Origin of the sequence: Massilia sp. IC2-477 (assembly GCF_020707265.1) — a bacterium.
Taxonomy (GTDB): domain Bacteria; phylum Pseudomonadota; class Gammaproteobacteria; order Burkholderiales; family Burkholderiaceae_D; genus Telluria.
This window is the reverse complement of the sequence record NZ_JAJFEQ010000002.1, coordinates 279,456-296,692: the sequence shown is the minus strand read 5'-3', so window position 1 is coordinate 296,692 and position 17,237 is coordinate 279,456. Positions and strand designations below refer to the sequence as shown.

The following is a 17,237-nucleotide window of genomic DNA, read 5'->3' as shown; positions in this document are numbered from 1 at the left end:
CATGGACCAGATGCTGCCGTACTACGAAAGCGAACTCGCCTACTTGCGGCGCGACCTGCGCGAATTCGCCGAGCGCTATCCGCGCATCGCCGGGCGCCTCCTGATCAGCGGAGAAGTGTGCGAAGACCCGCATACCGAGCGCATGATCGAATCTTTCGCGCTGCTCAATGCACGCATCGCCAAGCGCCTCGACGACGACTATCCCGAATTCACCGAAGCCTTGTTCGAAGTGCTGTATCCGCACTACCTGCGCCCGTTTCCCTCGTGCTCGATCGCGCGCATGGATGTCGGCGGCGCCGCCAAGCAGGCCGGCACGGGCGTGATCGCGCGCGGCACCCAGCTCAACACCCGTCCGGTGCGCGGCGCGGCCTGTACCTTCCGCACCGTGTATCCGGTCGCTGTTGCCCCGCTGGTCTTGAGCCGCGCCGCCTTTTCCGCCATCATCGATGCCCCGGAAGCCGTGCGCCTGCCGGGCAATGCCTCGTCCAGCATCAGCCTGAGCCTGTCCTGTACCGCCGAGCAGGGCGCCATCGCCCAGCTCGACCTGTCTCTGCTACGCGTCTTCATCGACGGCGAGCCCTCGTTCTGCGCCGCCCTGCGCGACGCCCTGTTCATGCGCAGCGTTGCCGCCTATGTCGAAGCAGACAACAGCGGGCGCTGGGTCCAGCTTCCCGCGATTCCCGTGCGGCCCGCCGGCTTCGACGAGGACGAAGCCCTGATCGACTTCCCGGCGCGCTCGCATGCGGCTTACCGCCTGCTGACCGAATACTTCTGCTTCCCCGAGAAGTTCAACTTCTTCGACATCGACCTGCGGCTTCTTGCCGCGCAAGTCCCCGACGCGCGTACAATCACCCTGCACCTGGCGCTCACCGGACTGCGCTCGGACTCGAACCTGGCGCGCATGCTCGGCACCCTGTCCACCAACAACGTGCTGCTGGGCTGCACGCCGGTGATCAACCTGTTCCGCCAGCGCGGCGAACCGATCCGCGTGACCCACACCACCGCCAGCTACCCGGTGCTGGCCGACGCGCGGCGCGCCTTTGCCTACGAGGTCTATGCGATAGAGTCGCTGAACCTGATCCGCCAGACCCCCCAGGGCGAAACGCTGGTGCAGTTCCGCCCCTACTACGCGCTGAAGCACGCGCAGACCCCAGGCGACGCCGGCCACTACTACGCGATCCGGCGCGACGAATCGCTGGCCGACAAGAGTCCGGGCTTCGAGACCCAGGTCGCGATCGTCGACATCGATTTCGACCCGGCCGACGTGGAAACCGACACCCTCAACATCGAGCTGACCTGCACCAACCGCGACCTGCCGGCCAGCCTGAGCTACGGCCAGCCGGGCGGCGACCTGTTCCTGGAAGGCGGCTCGAGCGTGCGCGCGATTGCCTTCCTGCGCAAACCCACGCCTTCCTACCGCTTCGGGCGCGGCCAGGGCGCGCACTGGCGCCTGATATCGCACCTGGCGCTGAACCACCTGTCGCTGGCCGACGGCGGCGTCGACGCCTTCCGCGAGATGCTGGCGCTGTACGACCTGCCCCACTCGCCCTCCTCGCAGCGCCAGATCGGCGGCATCAACGCCATCGCCCAGCGCCCCACGACCGCCTGGCTGGCCGGGAACCCCTTTACCTGCCTGGTGCGCGGCGTCGAAGTGCGCCTGACCATCGATGAGGAAGCTTTCGTGGGCAGCGGCATCCACGCCTTTGCCCAGGTCATCGAACGTTTTCTCGCCCTGTACGTGCACGCCAACAGCTTCACCCAGCTGGTGATCGTGTCCAGCAAAACCGGAGAGGACTTATTCACATGCCAGCCCCGCAGCGGCGATTTGAGCCTGCTGTAATCGACCGCCTGTTCCGCGAGCCCTACCGCTTCGAGTTCGTGCAGGCGGTGCGCATGCTCGAGCTGTGGCTGCGCCGCCGCGGCCAGCCCTCGAAAGACCTGGTGGCGCGCTTCCTGCGCTTCCAGAACTCGGTGTCGCTCGGTTTCCCGGCCAGCCAGCTCGAGGCCGTGCAGGCCGAGCCGCGCGATATCGATGCCGAAGCAGGCGTGCTTGCCGCTGCGCTGCAGGAGGGATCTCTCAAGTACGTGCGCCTGACGCCCGCCTTCATGGGACTGCTGGGCGGGCAAGGCGTGCTGCCGCTGCACTACACCGAGCGCATCGCCGAGCACCAGTATCAGGAAAAGGGAGATGTGGAGGCGGAAGGCGCCCGTGCTTTCCTGGACAGCTTCTCGAACCGTTCGCTGGCGCTGTTCTACCAGGCCTGGCGCAAGTACCGGCTGGCGCTGCAATACCAGCTCGACGGCCAGGATGCCTTCCTGCCGCTGCTCCTGAGCCTGGCCGGGCTGGGTGACGGTGCGTTGCGCCGCCGTCTTTCCGGGTCCGACGAAGGCGCGGTGCTGGACGAGTCGATCGCCTATTTCGCCGCCTCGGTGCGCCAGCGCCCGGCATCGAGCGTGCAGCTGGCGCGGGTGCTGTCGGAATACTTCGGCCAGCACATCGTCGCCGAACAGTTCGTCGGCCGCTGGTACGACGTGCCGCCGGCCCAGCAGACCACCCTTGGCAGCGACAATGCGGTGCTGGGCGTCGGTACCATCGCCGGCGCACGCGTGTGGCAGCGCGACCTGCGCTTGCGGCTGGTGGTGGGGCCGCTCGACCGGGACGGCTTCAACGGCTTCCTGCCGGGCGGGCTGGCGGCGCGCGCCCTGCGCAGCATGCTGGCGATGTTCACGGGACTGTCGCTCGAGTACGAAGTCGAGCTGGTGCTGCTGGCGGCAGACGTGCGCAACGTGCGCTTGGAGGGCGAGGAGGGGCGGCTGGGCTGGGATGCCTACTTGGTCGAGGGCTTGCAGACCGAGGACCGGCGCGACGTGCGCTACGAGCTGAATTTGTAGGGTGGTCGGCTCGCCCGACAGCGCGTTCAACAGGACTTTGCGTCGCGGCAGAGCATGCGTTAGTCGAACGCGCGGTCGGCGAAGCCGACCACCCTACCGCTTGCTGAGTTTGCGCTCCAGGTCCAGCCGCAGCATGAAGGGCGTCGGTGTCAGCCCGCGGTCGCCCGGCGTATAGAAAATCCCCGGCAGCACGCCGTCTTCTTCCAGCTGCGGCAGCAGGTCGCTCATCAGCTCGTCCAGCGGAAAGGCATGCGGCTCGTAGCCGTCCCATTCGTATTCCGCGCACAGGTCGGCGAATTCGCTGGCCGGCCACATCGCGAACACCAGGGTGCCGTCGTCGGTCTTGGCCAGCGCCCAGCCGTCGCGGTACAGCCCCCATACCTCGCCCGTTTGCGCCACCTGCTCGACGAAGCGCGCATAGCGCTGCTGCACCGGCATGGTGACCACGTCGGCCAGCTGCTGCGCGCCGAGCTTGATTGCCGATAGTGTCTGCTCGCTCACCTTGTCACACCCGAATTGATTGGCTACCCGTTGAGGATACGCCGGATCGCAAATCGGTGGCGCAGCGTCGCTGTTCGATTACCTGGGAGGTAATCGCCAGCCCCCGTCTGGCTGTGGAGAATGGCCTTCATCTGCTTGAGTTCACGCTCGAGCTGGGCCACAATCGGCCGCAGTCCTGACAGGGAGGCAGCATGGATACGCTTGCAGTGGAAAACCAGTACTTCAGCGATTTCGCCGCAGCGCTGCGCTACTGGCGCGGCAAGCGCGGGGTCAGCCAGTTGAAATTGTCGGTGGATGCCGGCATCTCGCAGCGCCACCTGAGCTTCCTCGAGACGGGCAGGGCGGCGCCCAGCCGCGACCTGATCCTCAAGCTCGGCCTGGTGCTCGACATCCCGCTGCGCCAGAGGAACGCCATGCTGCTGGCGGCCGGCTTCGCGCCGGCCTACCGCGAGCGCAGCCTGTCCGACCCCGAGCTGGCGGCGGTGATGCAGGCGCTCGACTTCATGCTGGCCCAGCAGGCGCCCTATCCGGCGCTGGTGGTCGACCGCCTGTGGAACCTGGTGATGGCGAACGAACCGGCGGCGAAGATGATGCGCTGGTTCCTCGGCATGCCCGCCCATGCGCCGATCCCGCGCGACGGCTCGGTCAACGTCATCAAGCTCACCCTCGACCCGGACGGCCTGCGCCGCCACCTGCTGAACTGGGAAGAGGTCTGCACCGACCTGCTGCAGTGGGTGCAGCGCGAAGCCATGGGCGACGGTCCCGGCAGCGAAGCCACCAGGCTGCTGGACGAGCTGATGGCGCTGCCCGGCATCGCCGAAGCGGCCAGTCAGCCCAACCTCGACCGCCGCGCCCTGCCCTTCCTGCCGGTACAGCTGCACAAGGATGGGGTGACGCTGAACCTGTTCACGACGATTACCACGCTGGGCACGCCGCACGACGTCACGGTGCACGAGCTGCGCCTGGAATCCTTCTTCCCGGCCGATGCGATCAGCCGCCAGTGGTTCGAAGCGCAGGCCGCCGCTTCCAGCGCCTGAGGATAAGATAGGCGTTTTCCACAGCCGCCTGCCGCGATGTCCTTCGAGCTTCTCTCCTTAAGCCGCATGGCCGGCCTGTTCTTCCTCACCGCGATCGCAGAGCTGCTCGGCTGCTACTTGCCCCTGTTGTGGCTGACCGGGAAGGGTTCCGCCTGGCTGCTGCTGCCGGCAGCCCTCAGCCTGGCGGCTTTCGTCTGGCTCCTGACCCTGCATCCGGCGGCCAGCGGGCGTGTCTACGCCAGTTACGGCGCGGTGTACATCGCCACCGCGCTGGCCTGGCTGTGGATCGTGGACGGCATCAAGCCGGTGTGGAGCGACTACCTCGGCGTGGCGCTGGCGCTGGCCGGCGCGGCCTGCATCGCGCTGGGGCAGCGCCAGGCCTGAACGCGGTTCAGGGCGCCAGCCCGGCCAGCAGTTCCTGCACCACGTCCAGCTGCACCGGCTTAGTCAGGTGGTGGTTGAAGCCGGCTTCGTTCGACTTGCGGCGGTCGCTCTCCGCGCCCCAGCCGGTCAGCGCCACCAGGGTCATCTCTTCCAAGCCGTCCAGCCGGCGCATCGCGCGCGCGGTGTCGTAGCCGTCCATGCCGGGCATGCCGATGTCGAGGAAGGCCACCTGCGGCCGGAATTCCCGGGCCGCCGCCAGCGCCTGCATGCCGTCGTGCGCCACCTGCGTCGTGTAGCCGCAGGCTTCCAGGATCATCGCCAGGGTGGTCGCGGCGTCGACATTGTCGTCCACCACCAGGATGCGGGTGCCTTCGAGGGCGCTGCCGGCGGCGTCCGCGCTGGCCTGCGGCTGGGCGTCGCCGGCGCTCGTGGCCAGCGGCAGGCGCACGGTGAACACGCTGCCAGCGCCGGCGCCGCCGCTGGCGGCCGATACCGTCCCGCCATGCATGTCCACCAGCCTGCGCACCAGCGACAGGCCGATCCCGAGTCCGCCCTGCGCGCGCTCCAGGTGGTGCCCGACCTGGCTGAACATCTCGAACACCGATAACAGTTCTTCCTCGGGGATGCCGATGCCGTTGTCGGTCACCTTGATCACGGCTTGCTGCTCCTCGATGCGCAGCGACAGCTTGACGCGTCCGCCCGCCGGCGTGTACTTGGCCGCGTTGTTGAGCAGGTTGGCCACCACCTGGGCAATGCGGGTAACGTCGACCTCGGCCGGCACCTCATTCTCCGGCATGTCCACCGACAGTTCGTGCCGGCCGGTTTCGATCAGCGGCAGGCTGGTTTCGACAGCGCTCGAGAGCACGCCGCGCAGGTCGGCGCGCTCCTTCTTGAGTTCGAGCTTGCCGCCGCTGATGCGGGCGATGTCGAGCAGGTCGTCGATCAGGTGCACCATGTGGCTGACCTGGCGCTCCATCATCTCGCGCACCCGCGCCACCGAGGCGGCGTTGTCGCCCTTCAGGCGCATCACCGACAGGCCGCTGCGGATCGGCGCCAGCGGATTGCGCAGCTCGTGCGCCAGCGTGGCCAGGAATTCGGTCTTGCGCTGGTCGGCTTCGGCCAGGTCCTTGGCCAGCTTGACCAGGGTCGCTTCCGACTGCTTGCGTGCCGTAATGTCGCTGAACAGCAGCGCCACCCTGCGGCTGTCCGGGCCCCCGAGACGGGTGGCGTAGACGTCGAACCAGCGTCCCATCGAGGGCGCTTCGTTCTCGAAACGCACCGGCTCCCCGGTCTGGGCGACCCTGCCATAGGTGTCGAACCAGTAGCCGTCCAGGTTCGGGATCAGCTCCTTCGCCGTCTTGCCGACTGCATCGCGCAGGCCGGTATGGGTCTCGAACATCTTGTTCATTTCCAGGAAGCGGTAATCGACCGGCCGCTCCTGTTCGTCGAAGATCATCTCGAAGATGCAGAAGCCCTGGTCGACCGATTCGAACAGGGTGCGGTAGCGTTCCTCGCTGGCGCGCAGCTTCTCGGCGGCGCGCCGGCTTTCGGTGGTGTCGACCACGATCGCCACCAGCCCCTGGAATTCGCCGTCCGGGCCGCGCAGCGCATTCACGCTGCTGGTGGCCGGCATCACCGTACCGTCGGGCCGCAGGTATTCCTTGTCGATGACCACCCCCGTCTCGCCACCGCGCAGCAGGCGCACCGCGTCCAGCGTCACCGGCACCGATTCCGGCGCGGTCACGTCGAGCACACTGGTGCCCAGCAGTTCGGACTCAAGCCGTCCCACCATCTCGCAGTACTTCTGGTTGACCAGGGTGATGCGGCCCTCGGTGTCCATTTGCACCACGCCGGTGGCGGCCTGGCTGACGATCTTCTGGAAGCGCTCGCGGCTCTCGAACAGCTCGATCTCGGCCAGCTTGCGGTCGGTGATGTCGATGCCGTGCACCAGGATGCCGGTGACCCGGCCGTCCGGGTCGCGCAGCGGCATGTAGACCTGGTCGACGAAGCGGCGCTCGAGCGGTCCACCCGGCTGGCGCTGCAGCATCACGGGAACGTCGGTGCCGGATACCGCTTCGCCGCTGCGGTACACGCCATCGAGCAGTTCGATGAAGCCCTGGCCGGCGATTTCCGGCAGCGCCACCCGCAGCGGCAAGCCGACCGAGGTGCGCCCGCCGACCAGCTGCATGTAGCGGTCGTTGACCAGCGCGAACACATGATCCGGCCCCGTAAATACGCACATGAAGGCCGGCGCCTGGCGGAACACGTCCTTCATCATCTGGTTGGCCGCGCGCAGCTCGCGCATCAGGCCCGTGCGTTCCTGTTCGCTCAGGACCTGCTCGGTGATGTCGCGCGAGCTCGCCAGGAAGCCCTGGTCGCCGACACGGCTGACGCTGACGTCCCACCATTTGACGGTACCGCCCGCGGTTGGACAGGGCGCGCGCAGGCGCCCGACGCCGCTGCTGTGCGCCTCCGCCAGCGCCGCCTCGACGCCGGCGCGGGATTCTTCCGGCCACAGGGCGCTCCAGGGCTGGCCGCGTACGGTGTCAATACCGGCGAGCTCCATGACGCGCAGGCCGTTGCCGTTCATGGCAAGAATGCGGCCATCGATATCGAGCAGCTTGACGCAGTCGGGACTGGCTTCGAACAACTGGTGGCCGAGGGTGGCCGGGTCGAGCGCCTGGACGGCGCCGCGGTGGTCCTGCATGTGGGTTCCTTGTTGGGTTCTAGCAGTATATCTGTACAGCTGGTTACACGGCGCAGGATTGTGGATGTCACACAACTGTTATCGAATGGTCACAAGGAAGTCATGTTCGCTGCCTACCATGCACGGACTTTTCCTCACTACCAACAGGATTACTTGTGAACAAGCCGACCGACCTCTTCCGCATCCCTGTCGACCATGACACCGATACGAATGTTTCGTCGAACGAACATTTCAGCACCGTCCTCGAAGCCCGCCTGAGCCGCCGCAGCCTGCTGCGCGGCGGCGCGGCGACGGCTGCTTCCGCCCTGCTGGGCGTTGTCGGCCTGAGCGGCTGCGGTGGTTCGGACAACGATACCGTTACCTCGCCGCCGCCGGTGAATACCACTCCGCCGCCGCCGGCCGAGAAGCTGCTCGGCTTCAGCGCCGTGTCCAAGAGCCTGGCCGACACCGTAGTTGTCCCGGCCGGCTACACCGCCACTGTCCTGTACGCGCTGGGCGATCCGCTGAGCGCGAATACCGCCGCCTACAAGAACGACGGCACCGATACCGATTTCGAAAACCGCGCCGGCGACCACCACGACGGCATGGAATTCTTCCCGCTCTCGAGCACCGGCACTGCGTCCACCAGCGCGGTCGACCGCGGCCTGCTGGCGATGAACCATGAAGCCACCACCGACGAAAAGCTGTCCTCGCACTTCGTGCACGCCAACGGCGGCACCCAGAGCCTGCCGCGCCCGGCGCTCGAGGTCGACAAGGAGATGGCGCTGCACGGCCTGTCCGTGGTCGAAGTGCGCCAGAGCGGCGGCAAGTGGGCCTACCAGAAGGATTCCAGCTTCAACCGCCGCGTGCACCAGCAGACCGATATCGAGCTCTCGGGCCCGGTGCGCGGCAACGCGCTGGTGGTGACCAGGTATTCGACCAACGGCACCAGGATCCGCGGCACCCTGAACAACTGCGGTACCGGCCGCACCCCGTGGAACACCTACCTGTCGGGCGAAGAGAACTGGTCCGGCTACTTCACCCGCGCCGCCACCGATGACGCGGCGCGCGGCAACGACAAGAGCGTGGTCTCGCTCAAGCGCTATGGCCGCGACCAGGGCGCGGCCTCGCGCCACGGCTGGGAAACCGGCGGTCTTGACGATAAATACCAGCGCTGGAACATCAGCCGCAAGGGCGCCTCGATCGACGGCAGCGACGACTACCGCAACGAGATGAACGGCATGGGCTACATCGTCGAGATGGACGCCTACGACAAGAGCAAGTCGATCAAGAAGCGCACCGCGCTGGGCCGCTACGCCCACGAGAGCGCCGTGTTCGGCAAACCGGTCGTGGGCCAGCCGCTGGCCGTGTACATGGGCGATGATTCGCGCAACGAGTACATCTACAAGTTCGTCTCCAGCGCCGTCTGGGCCGCCGCCGACGCCACGCCGGCCGACCGTATCGCCACCGGCGACAAGTACCTCGACAGCGGCAAGCTGTATGTGGCCAAGTTCAACGCCGACGGCACAGGCCAGTGGATCGAGCTGTCGATCTCCAACCCGGCCATCGCTGCCTACGCCGGCTACAAGTTCGCCGACCAGGCCGACGTGCTGGTCAACGCCCGCCTGGCCGGCGACGCCGTGGGCGCAACCAAGATGGACCGTCCGGAATGGTGCTCGGTGCACCCGACCACCGGCGAGATCTACTTCACGCTGACGAACAACAGTAACCGCCGCGTCGAGCCGAGCGGTTCGAGCCAGGCCGCCCCGGATGCCGCCAACCCGCGCGTCTACACCGACATGAAGGGGACGACCGCGCAAGTCGGCAACCCGAACGGCCACATCATCCGCGTCAAGGAAGGTAGCGCCGGTTCGAGCTCCAGCAGCTTCAGCTGGGACGTCTACCTGTTCGGCGCCGAATCCGGCGCAGCTGCCGCCACCGTGAACCTGTCCGGCCTCACCGCCGACCAGGACTTCTCGAGCCCGGACGGCCTGGCCTTCAGCACCTCGACCGGCATCTGCTGGATCCAGACCGACGACGGCGCCTACACCGACGTCACCAACTGCATGATGCTGGCCGGCCTGCCGGGCCAGGTGGGCGACGGCAAGAAGACGACCCTGAACCACGCCCGTGCCAACGGCACGACGCTGGCGGTGGACACCTACGTCGGCAAGGCCGCCACGGCGGATACACTCAAGCGCTTCCTGGTGGGCCCGGTCGGCTGCGAGCTGACCGGCATCACCGAGACGCCGGACGGCAAGGCGCTGTTCGTGAACATCCAGCACCCGGGTGAAACCACGTCGTCCGCCAACATCGCGGATCCGACCAAGTACACCAGCCAGTGGCCTTCGAACGCCGGCTACGGCGCCGGCAAGCGTCCGCGCTCGGCGACCATCGTGATCACCAAGAACGACGGCGGCCGGATCGGCAGCTAAGCCAGTCGTACCGTAACTTCTCCATCTTTGGGGCTGGACGTGCAGGCGTCCGGCCCTTTTTTTCGTCCATCGCAAGAAGCCTGCAGGCAAGCCGTGCCAGCATCATGCATGCGCATTCACGCCGCAGGAGCACGCCATGCCGACCGTCACCCTCCCCACCTATCTGCGCATCACGCGCACCAGCGCCCTGTTCGACATCCTGGTCGTCGCGCCTTTCGCCACGCCCTGGACCTTCGCCTTGTTCTACCTGCAGCTGTCCCGATTGAACATGTGGCTGGGCGGCGCGGCGCTGCCGCCCTTCGCCCATATCCACATCCTGATAACCTGCCTGATGGGCAACCTGGTGCTGCTGTGGTCCGTGCGGCGCCTGCTGGAACCGAGCCTGGCGCTCGGGCGCTACGACGGCGCCGGGCGCTTCCTGTTCGCGACCTGGATGGTATGGGCGCTGGTCCAGGGCGGGCTGCCGGTGGTCTGGCTATTCCTGGTCGCGGAACTGCTGTGGGGCGTTGCCCAGTGGTGGCCGGTGGCGCCGGCGCGCGCGGCTCGGCGCAGCAACCGGCCTGGCCTGAAGCTGGTGCGCTCCTAAGTACTCGACAAGAAATAAATGTGAGTTTTGGCAAACAGAACCGGATGTGATGCAAGGCGGCGAGTGCGCCGCAGTGCTAGCACTGCAAGCAGGAGCCAACGCAGCAGCGCGCCGGTTATGGCAGCCAAAAACACATTTATTTCGGGGCGAGTACTTCGGCCTGTAGAAGAACGTCGCGCGCCGCGTTCACCAGGGCCGCACCCATGCGCTCCAGCCGCGGCGGCTGCACGCGCCAGGCGTGCCAGTACAGCGGCACATCCACGTACAGATTGGGCGCCAGGTCGACCAGGCTGCCGTCGCCCAGCATGGCGCCGCACTGCTCCATCGGCAGCATGCCGTAGCCCATGCCGATGCGGATCGCATCCACGAAGGGGTCGCTGGCCGGCACGTAGTGGAAGGGGTAGGCCCCCTCAGGCAGGCCGAAGTACCGCAACAGGAAGGCCGACTGCAGCGAATCCTTGCGGTCGAATACGACGACCGGCGCGCGCCTCGCGGTCTCGCGATTGAAGCCGTCGGCGAACCAGCGGGCGGCGAAGTCCCTGGACGCGACCATCCGGTAGCGCATCAGGCCCAGCGGACTCACGGTACAGCCGTGCATGGACGTGGCTTCGCCGGCGACGCAGGCCACCACCCGGCCCTGCTCCAGCAGCGCGAAGGTGTGGCCCTGGTTGTCGAGCACGCATTCCACCAGCAGTTCTTCCGCCGCCAGGATCGGCGCCAGCACCGGCAGCAGCCAGGTGGCCAGGGTGTCGTTGTTGACGGCGATCGCGACCCGCACCGACCCCTCGTCCATGCCCATCTCGGCCAGGAATTCGGACTCCAGCAGGCTGGTGCGGCGCAGGTACTGCAGCAGGCGGGTGCCGGGACCGGTCGGGCGGCAGGGCCGGCTGCGCACCAGCAGCGGCGTGCCGAAGTCCTGCTCCAGCGCCGAGATGCGCTGCGAGACGGCGGAGGGACTGAGCGCAAGCTGGGCAGCGGCCAGCTCCAGGCTGCCGGTATCGACGGCGGCAAGGAAGGCGGCGCTGCGGCGGGGATCGATCTGCATCAGTTTCTCTTACCTAAGTTGAGAAATCATGAATATATTTGAATTTACGGGCGAGTTGAACGAGCATGGTGACTTTCGTGAGGAGCATCATGTTTTCGCAACAGGTTTTTCTGCAGGGGCTGGGCCTGGGCGCCAGCCTGATCATGGCTATCGGCGCACAGAACGCGCACGTGATCCGCACCGGCGTGCGCGGCCAGCACGTGCTGGCGACGGTGGCCACCTGCATCGTCGTCGATGTGGTGCTGATCGCGCTCGGCATCTCCGGCCTGGGTGCGCTGGTGGAGGCATCGCCCACCCTGATGTCGGTGGCGCGCTATGGCGGCGCCCTGTTCCTCGTCTGGTATGGCTGGCGCTGCTGGAAAAGCAGCCTGCAGGGAGGCGCCTCGCTCGCACTGTCGGCGCAGGACAAGAGCATGACGCTCGGGCGTGCGCTGGCCACCGTGCTGGCGCTGTCGCTGCTGAATCCCCATGTCTACCTCGACACCGTGGTGCTGCTGGGTGCGGTCGGCAGCAGCCTGGCGGGCGAGGCGCGCACCTCGTTTGCCCTGGGCGCGATGACGGCCTCGGTGCTGTGGTTCTCGGCGCTTGGCCTGGGCGCACAGCGCTTCGCGTCCGTGCTCGGCCGGCCCTCGGTGTGGCGCGTGATCGAAGCCTGCACCGGCTCGCTGATGCTGGTGCTGGCGTATCTCCTGGTCCGCGGAGCATAAGCCCGCCGGCCTGGCTATACTCATGGCTGGACCTCGAACCGGAGCCGCATCATGCGCCACGACCTACTGTCGAAGCTGGACATCCGCTATCCCATCATCCAGGCCCCGATGGCCGGCATCTCGACCCCGGCGCTGGCGGCCGCCGTCTCGGAGGCGGGCGGGCTGGGCTCGATCGCCGTCGGCACCGTGAATGCGGAAGGGGCGCGCGCCGCGATCGCGGCGGTGCGCGAAAAGACGCAGCGTCCCTTCAACGTCAATGTGTTCACCCATGCACCGGCCCAGGCCGACCCGGCGCGCGAAGCGGCCTGGCTGGATTGGCTGCGCCCGCACTTCGCCCGCTTCGGCGCCGAACCGCCCGCCCGCCTGAATGAGATCTACCGCAGCTTCCTGGCCGACGAGGCCATGCTCGCGCTGCTGCTGGAACAGCGTCCCGCCGTGGTCAGTTTCCATTTCGGCCTGCCGCCGCAGGATTGGATCGACCAGCTCAAGGCGGCCGGCATCGTGCTGTTCACCACCGCCACCTCGCTCGAGGAGGCGCTGCGCATCGAGCAGGCCGGCATCGACGTGATCGTCGCCCAGGGCATCGAGGCGGGCGGACACCGCGGCATCTTCGATCCGACGCAGCCCGACCCGGCGCTGCCGACCTTCGAGCTGCTCGAGCAGCTCTCTGGCAAGGTGGCGCTGCCGCTGGTGGCCGCCGGCGGCATCATGGACGGCAAGCAGATCCGCACAGCCTTCTACCACGGCGCCAGCGCGGTCCAGATGGGCAGCGCCTTCATCGCCTGTCCGGAATCCTCGGCGCCGCCGCACCACCGCGCCCTGATCGCCAATGGCGCCGCGCTGGAAACGGCCATGAGCGCCGTCATTTCCGGCAGGCCGGCGCGCGGCATCGTCAACAAGCTGTTCACTGAGGTGGGGGCCGCAGGCCATCCGCCGCTGCCCGACTACCCGATCACCTACGACGCCGCCAAGGCCCTGCACGCGGCAGCCTCGGGCAATGGCAGCCAGGATTACTCGGTCAACTGGGGCGGCACCAACTTCGCCCAGGCGCGCGCCATGCCTGCGGGAGGACTGGTCGCCACCCTGGCGGCCGAAATGATTGAGCCCGCCTAGACAGGGCGTTCCAGCGGCCGGCAGCGCTCCTCGACCAGGGCGTGCAGCAGCTTCACCGCCGGCGAGAACTGGCGGCGGTGCGGGCAGACCAGGTTGAGCGGCGTGGGTTCGCCCGCGATCTCGGGCAGCAGTACCTCCAGGCGCTGTTCCGCCACGTCGGCGCTGACGTCGAGCCAGGATTTATAGGCGATGCCTTCTCCCGCCACGGCCCAACGCCGTACCACTTCGGCGTCGTCGCTCACCAGGCGTCCCGACACCTGCACCAGGCGCGGGCCTTCCGCCAGCGTAAAGGACCAGCGGTCGTAGGTGCGGCCGCGCAGCCGGTATTGCAGGCAGTTGTGGTCCTGCAGCGCATCGAGCGTGGCCGGGCGTCCGTGCCGCGCGATGTAGTCGCTGGAGGCCACCAGCACGCGCCGGTTGGCGGGCGCCACCGGCAGGGCGACGTAGCTGGCGTCGTCGATCTGGCCGTAGCGCAGGGCGATGTCGACGGGATCGCGGAACACGTCCGTAAGCTGGTCCGACACCGACAGTTGGATGTCGAGCCCCGGGTGGTCGCGGCGGAACTCCGAGATCCATGGCAGCAGCAGGTTGCGCCCGAAGTCCGACGGTGCTGCGATCTGCAGGGTGCCGGTCAGGCAGTTCACGTCGCCGCGGATGCCGTCGACACCATCGCGCAGGGCCTGCAGGGCATCCTGCGCGAAGGGCAGGTAGCGCCTGCCCTCCTCGGTCAGGCGCAGGCTGCGGGTGGAGCGTGCAAACAGGCGGATGTCGAGTTCGCGCTCGAGGCGCCCGATCGCAGCGCTGGCCTGGCCGGGCAGCAGGTTGACCTCGCGCGCGGCCTTTGAAAAGCTGCCCAGGGCGGCGGTGCGGACAAACAGGGCCAGGTCATCGAGCCTGATCATTTTCTCTCCAACTGTGAAAGTGAAATCGCTCCAGCCGGGTTTTTCCCGATGGCGCTGCTACATAGAATCCACGTCAAGCGAAAAACTTACTGGAGATTCAACATGAAAGCGCTAGTGTATACCCAGCACGGCCTCCCCATCGCCGACCCGCGATCCCTGCAGGAGACCGAGCTGCCGATGCCCCTGGCCGGCCCGCACGACCTGCTGGTCGAGGTGCGCGCCGTGTCGGTGAACCCGGTGGACACCAAGATTCGCAACGGTGCACCGGTCAGCGAGCCGCGCGTGCTGGGCTGGGACGCGAGCGGCATCGTGCGCGGCGTCGGCAGCAGCGTCACCCTGTTCAAGGAAGGCGATGAAGTCTTCTACGCCGGCTCGCTGGTGCGTCCCGGCTCGAACAGCGAGTTTCATACCGTGGACGAGCGCATCGTCGGCCGCAAGCCGGCTACGCTCGACTTCGCGCAGTCGGCCGCCCTGCCCCTGACCTCGATCACCGCCTGGGAACTGCTGTTCGACCGCCTCAAGGTGGCGGAGGGCGGCGGAGAAGGCAAGTCGCTGCTTGTGATCGGCGCGGCCGGCGGCGTCGGCTCGATCCTGGTGCAGCTGGCGCGCAAGCTGACTGGTCTTACCGTGATCGGCACCGCCTCGCGTGAAGAGACCCGGAACTGGGTGCAGGAACTCGGCGCCCACCACGTGGTCGACCATGCGCAGCCGCTGCGCCCGCAGCTGGAAGCGCTCGGCATCCCGGCGGTCGACATCGTCATCAGCCTGACGCACACCGACAAGCACTACGCCGCCATCATCGACGTGCTGGCGCCCCAGGGCCAGTTCGCGCTGATCGACGACCCGGCCACGCTGGATGCGGTGCCGCTCAAGCGCAAGTCGATCTCGCTGCACTGGGAGCTGATGTTCACGCGCCCGATGTTCGAGACCCCGGACATGATCGCGCAGCACGCGCTCCTGAACCGCGTCTCGCAGATGATCGACGAAGGCAGCCTGCGCACCACGCTGGGCCAGCACTTTGGTCGCATCAACGCGGAAAACCTGCGCCGCGCGCACGCCCTGATCGAAAGCGGCCGCGCGGTCGGCAAAATCGTTCTCGAAAATTTCTAAGTCAAACAAGGAAGCAACACGGATGGATATTCTCGCAACAGCCCGCAAGCGCCACACCACCAAGGCCTACGACAGCGCACGCCGCGTGCCCGAAGAACTCATGCAGCAGGTCTACAGCCTGCTGCGTCACAGCCCCTCGTCGGTAAACTCGCAGCCCTGGCACTTCATCGTCGCCAGCACCCCGGAAGGCAAGGCGCGCGTCGCGAAAGCGGCGCAGGGCGGCTACGGCTACAACTCGGCCAAGATCCTGGACGCCTCGCACGTGATCGTGTTCTGCTCGCGCACCGACATGGACGACGCCCACCTGGAGCGCCTGCTGGCGCAGGAAGCGCGCGACGGCCGCTTCCGCGACGATGCCGCCAAGGCCGGCCAGGACGCCGGCCGCCGCGGCTACGTGCGCACGCACCGCTACACCACGCGCGACATGCCGCAGTGGCTGGAAAAGCAGGTTTATCTGGCGCTCGGCACCGCCCTGCTGGGCGCAGCCTCGCTCGGCATCGACGCGACGCCGATGGAAGGCTTCGACCAGAAGATCCTCGACGAGGAATTCGGCCTGCACGAGCAGGGCCTGGCCAGCGTGGTGCTGGCGAGCTTCGGCTACCACTCCGACGCCGACTTCAATGCCGGCCTGCCGAAATCGCGCCTGCCGGAAGAGCTGACCTTTACTTTCGTGTAAGCGTGTCCGGCCGTGGCGCGTAGTGCGGCTCCCTGGTGCAGCGGCGCATCTCCTTCACACTGTCCAGGTAGTCGTACAGTTTGCCCATGCCCAGCCGGGCCCGGCGCGCCTCGACCAGCGCGAGCTTGTCGAAGGGCTTGAAGAAAATGGTGCATGGTTGGTCACGCGGTGTGTCCAGCTGGGTGCCGTAATGCTGCGGACGCCCTTCCGCCACAGCCACCCGGTCGTACAGCTGGGCGAAGCGTCCGTCCGGGGCATCGCCGCCGGCTGCTGCCGCCTGTTCGACCAGCGCCAGCGCCTGCTTCTGCAAGGCGAGGTGATGTTCGCCACGTTCGACCAGCAGCCAGGCGTGCTTCAAGGCCGTGTCGCCATGCGCCACGCGGGCCGGCCAGCCGCAGCGCGCCAGGAGCGCCTGGAAGCGTTCGTCATTGACGCGTTCGACCAGGCGCGTGTGGCTGTCCAGCTTCTGTTGCGCCGGGTTGTCCGGATCGAGGTAGTCGATGCGCTTGCGCAGGCCCTGCTCCGCGTCGACCATGGCGGCCAGCTGGGCGACGTAGTCCGGGCAGGCTTCCGTAGCCGCGGCCAGTGGAGTGACCAGGCTTGCTGCCAGCAGGGCGGTGCCGAACATCATGTGCTGCATCTTTCCTCCTGTCGCACACATGGGAATGTCTTTTCCATCAACACCGACTCCAGCTGGATACCGCTGCGGTGCGGGTAGATCTCGCGCCGCAGTTCCACGTAGCCGGCGCGCTCGTAGAAGGGCGCCGCGTTGAGCGAGGCGGACAGGAACAGCCGGTCGAAACCGCGTTCGATCGCCATCGCGTCCAGCGCCGCCAGGAGTTGGCGTGCGATGCCGCGCCCCTGCTGCGCCGGCTCGACGAAAGCCGCGTCGAGTTCGCCCGTTTCCAGGTTCAGGATGGCAAAGCCGAGCGGCTGCCCCCCTTCTTCCATCAGCAGCCCGCCACCCGCCGCCAGTAGCGCTGCCATCTTCTCGGGCGGCGCGGCGGCGCACCAGGTGTCGATGATGTCCTGGGAATAGTGGGAAGCGCAGCTGACCCGGATGGCGCGGGTACGCAGCTCCCACAAGGCTGGAATGTCGGCAACGAGGGCCTGGCGCTGGGTAGTCATGCTGCAAGCTTAGCGTTCATCCGTGCGCTCGTCCA

16 protein-coding genes are annotated in these 17,237 nt (G+C 67.3%); 10 read left to right on the top strand and 6 right to left on the bottom strand.

The window, feature by feature from the left end; translation table 11 throughout:
- The first annotated feature begins 1 nt into the window (after position 1).
- Positions 2 to 1,840, top strand: a complete 1,839-nt coding sequence (gene tssF / locus LK542_RS04715) for a type VI secretion system baseplate subunit TssF (RefSeq protein ID WP_227811012.1) — start codon at positions 2 to 4, stop codon at positions 1,838 to 1,840.
- Entirely contained in the window at positions 1,804 to 2,892 is a 1,089-nt protein-coding gene (tssG, locus tag LK542_RS04710; RefSeq protein WP_227811011.1) for a type VI secretion system baseplate subunit TssG, read from the top strand. The genes tssF and tssG overlap by 37 nt, the downstream gene beginning before the upstream one ends.
- A gap of 93 nt (positions 2,893 to 2,985) precedes the next feature.
- Here tssG and LK542_RS04705 read toward each other — a convergent pair whose 3' ends face one another.
- Positions 2,986 to 3,393, bottom strand: coding sequence for a DUF2750 domain-containing protein (locus LK542_RS04705; RefSeq protein ID WP_227811010.1), 408 nt, complete (start codon positions 3,391 to 3,393; stop codon positions 2,986 to 2,988).
- A 191-nt stretch (positions 3,394 to 3,584) separates the two neighbouring features.
- On the opposite strand from LK542_RS04705, the gene LK542_RS04700 reads away from it, so the two are divergent.
- Together LK542_RS04700 and LK542_RS04695 are read left to right on the top strand one after the other, a co-directional pair.
- Positions 3,585 to 4,430 (top strand): helix-turn-helix domain-containing protein, encoded by an 846-nt coding sequence (locus tag LK542_RS04700; protein ID WP_227811009.1) that lies wholly within the window; start codon positions 3,585 to 3,587, stop codon positions 4,428 to 4,430.
- Positions 4,431 to 4,466: 36 nt separating this feature from the next.
- Complete coding sequence (locus LK542_RS04695; protein ID WP_227801413.1) at positions 4,467 to 4,814, top strand: YnfA family protein; 348 nt, start codon at positions 4,467 to 4,469, stop codon at positions 4,812 to 4,814.
- Between the two features lie 7 nt (positions 4,815 to 4,821).
- On the opposite strand, the gene LK542_RS04690 is transcribed toward LK542_RS04695, so the two are convergent.
- On the bottom strand, positions 4,822 to 7,521 hold the full coding sequence (locus LK542_RS04690) for a PAS domain-containing protein (protein WP_227811008.1): 2,700 nt from the start codon (positions 7,519 to 7,521) through the stop codon (positions 4,822 to 4,824).
- Between the two features lie 155 nt (positions 7,522 to 7,676).
- On the opposite strand from LK542_RS04690, the gene LK542_RS04685 reads away from it, so the two are divergent.
- Together LK542_RS04685 and LK542_RS04680 are read left to right on the top strand one after the other, a co-directional pair.
- Positions 7,677 to 9,935 (top strand): alkaline phosphatase PhoX, encoded by a 2,259-nt coding sequence (locus tag LK542_RS04685; protein WP_227811007.1) that lies wholly within the window; start codon positions 7,677 to 7,679, stop codon positions 9,933 to 9,935.
- Between the two features lie 136 nt (positions 9,936 to 10,071).
- On the top strand, positions 10,072 to 10,521 hold the full coding sequence (locus tag LK542_RS04680) for a hypothetical protein (RefSeq protein ID WP_227811006.1): 450 nt from the start codon (positions 10,072 to 10,074) through the stop codon (positions 10,519 to 10,521).
- A 136-nt stretch (positions 10,522 to 10,657) separates the two neighbouring features.
- Here LK542_RS04680 and LK542_RS04675 read toward each other — a convergent pair whose 3' ends face one another.
- On the bottom strand, positions 10,658 to 11,566 hold the full coding sequence (locus LK542_RS04675; RefSeq protein ID WP_227811005.1) for a LysR family transcriptional regulator ArgP: 909 nt from the start codon (positions 11,564 to 11,566) through the stop codon (positions 10,658 to 10,660).
- A gap of 89 nt (positions 11,567 to 11,655) precedes the next feature.
- On the opposite strand from LK542_RS04675, the gene LK542_RS04670 reads away from it, so the two are divergent.
- Positions 11,656 to 12,273, top strand: a complete 618-nt coding sequence (locus LK542_RS04670; RefSeq protein ID WP_227811004.1) for a LysE/ArgO family amino acid transporter — start codon at positions 11,656 to 11,658, stop codon at positions 12,271 to 12,273.
- A 51-nt stretch (positions 12,274 to 12,324) separates the two neighbouring features.
- Positions 12,325 to 13,386: a nitronate monooxygenase family protein gene (locus tag LK542_RS04665; protein WP_227811003.1), complete on the top strand. Its 1,062-nt coding sequence runs from the start codon at positions 12,325 to 12,327 to the stop codon at positions 13,384 to 13,386.
- On the opposite strand, the gene LK542_RS04660 is transcribed toward LK542_RS04665, so the two are convergent.
- Complete coding sequence (locus tag LK542_RS04660) at positions 13,383 to 14,288, bottom strand: LysR family transcriptional regulator (protein ID WP_227811002.1); 906 nt, start codon at positions 14,286 to 14,288, stop codon at positions 13,383 to 13,385. The genes LK542_RS04665 and LK542_RS04660 overlap by 4 nt on opposite strands.
- Before the next feature lie 102 nt (positions 14,289 to 14,390).
- Here LK542_RS04660 and LK542_RS04655 point away from each other — a divergent pair, with 102 nt between their 5' ends.
- Positions 14,391 to 15,398 (top strand): zinc-binding alcohol dehydrogenase family protein, encoded by a 1,008-nt coding sequence (locus tag LK542_RS04655; RefSeq protein ID WP_227811001.1) that lies wholly within the window; start codon positions 14,391 to 14,393, stop codon positions 15,396 to 15,398.
- Positions 15,399 to 15,420: 22 nt separating this feature from the next.
- On the top strand, positions 15,421 to 16,074 hold the full coding sequence (gene nfsB / locus LK542_RS04650) for an oxygen-insensitive NAD(P)H nitroreductase (RefSeq protein ID WP_227811000.1): 654 nt from the start codon (positions 15,421 to 15,423) through the stop codon (positions 16,072 to 16,074).
- Here the strand turns inward: nfsB and LK542_RS04645 are convergent.
- Positions 16,061 to 16,714, bottom strand: a complete 654-nt coding sequence (locus LK542_RS04645; protein ID WP_227810999.1) for a DUF6624 domain-containing protein — start codon at positions 16,712 to 16,714, stop codon at positions 16,061 to 16,063. The two genes, nfsB and LK542_RS04645, sit on opposite strands and share 14 nt — an antisense overlap.
- The gene (locus LK542_RS04640; protein ID WP_227810998.1) at positions 16,702 to 17,202 is read right to left on the bottom strand and encodes a GNAT family N-acetyltransferase; all 501 of its coding nucleotides are present in this window, start codon (positions 17,200 to 17,202) and stop codon (positions 16,702 to 16,704) included. The genes LK542_RS04645 and LK542_RS04640 overlap by 13 nt, the downstream gene beginning before the upstream one ends.
- Positions 17,203 to 17,237 lie beyond the last annotated feature (35 nt).

What these genes read in the sequence shown, in the direction of transcription:
- tssF (WP_227811012.1), top strand. Translation starts at nt 2, where the DNA reads ATGGACCAGATGCTGCCGTACTACGAAAGCGAACTCGCCTACTTGCGG.
- tssG (WP_227811011.1), top strand. Translation starts at nt 1,804, where the DNA reads ATGCCAGCCCCGCAGCGGCGATTTGAGCCTGCTGTAATCGACCGCCTG.
- LK542_RS04700 (WP_227811009.1), top strand. Translation starts at nt 3,585, where the DNA reads ATGGATACGCTTGCAGTGGAAAACCAGTACTTCAGCGATTTCGCCGCA.
- LK542_RS04695 (WP_227801413.1), top strand. Translation starts at nt 4,467, where the DNA reads ATGTCCTTCGAGCTTCTCTCCTTAAGCCGCATGGCCGGCCTGTTCTTC.
- LK542_RS04690 (WP_227811008.1), bottom strand. Translation starts at nt 7,521, where the DNA reads ATGCAGGACCACCGCGGCGCCGTCCAGGCGCTCGACCCGGCCACCCTC.
- LK542_RS04680 (WP_227811006.1), top strand. Translation starts at nt 10,072, where the DNA reads ATGCCGACCGTCACCCTCCCCACCTATCTGCGCATCACGCGCACCAGC.
- LK542_RS04675 (WP_227811005.1), bottom strand. Translation starts at nt 11,566, where the DNA reads ATGCAGATCGATCCCCGCCGCAGCGCCGCCTTCCTTGCCGCCGTCGAT.
- LK542_RS04670 (WP_227811004.1), top strand. Translation starts at nt 11,656, where the DNA reads ATGTTTTCGCAACAGGTTTTTCTGCAGGGGCTGGGCCTGGGCGCCAGC.
- LK542_RS04665 (WP_227811003.1), top strand. Translation starts at nt 12,325, where the DNA reads ATGCGCCACGACCTACTGTCGAAGCTGGACATCCGCTATCCCATCATC.
- LK542_RS04660 (WP_227811002.1), bottom strand. Translation starts at nt 14,288, where the DNA reads ATGATCAGGCTCGATGACCTGGCCCTGTTTGTCCGCACCGCCGCCCTG.
- LK542_RS04655 (WP_227811001.1), top strand. Translation starts at nt 14,391, where the DNA reads ATGAAAGCGCTAGTGTATACCCAGCACGGCCTCCCCATCGCCGACCCG.
- nfsB (WP_227811000.1), top strand. Translation starts at nt 15,421, where the DNA reads ATGGATATTCTCGCAACAGCCCGCAAGCGCCACACCACCAAGGCCTAC.
- LK542_RS04645 (WP_227810999.1), bottom strand. Translation starts at nt 16,714, where the DNA reads ATGCAGCACATGATGTTCGGCACCGCCCTGCTGGCAGCAAGCCTGGTC.
- LK542_RS04640 (WP_227810998.1), bottom strand. Translation starts at nt 17,202, where the DNA reads ATGACTACCCAGCGCCAGGCCCTCGTTGCCGACATTCCAGCCTTGTGG.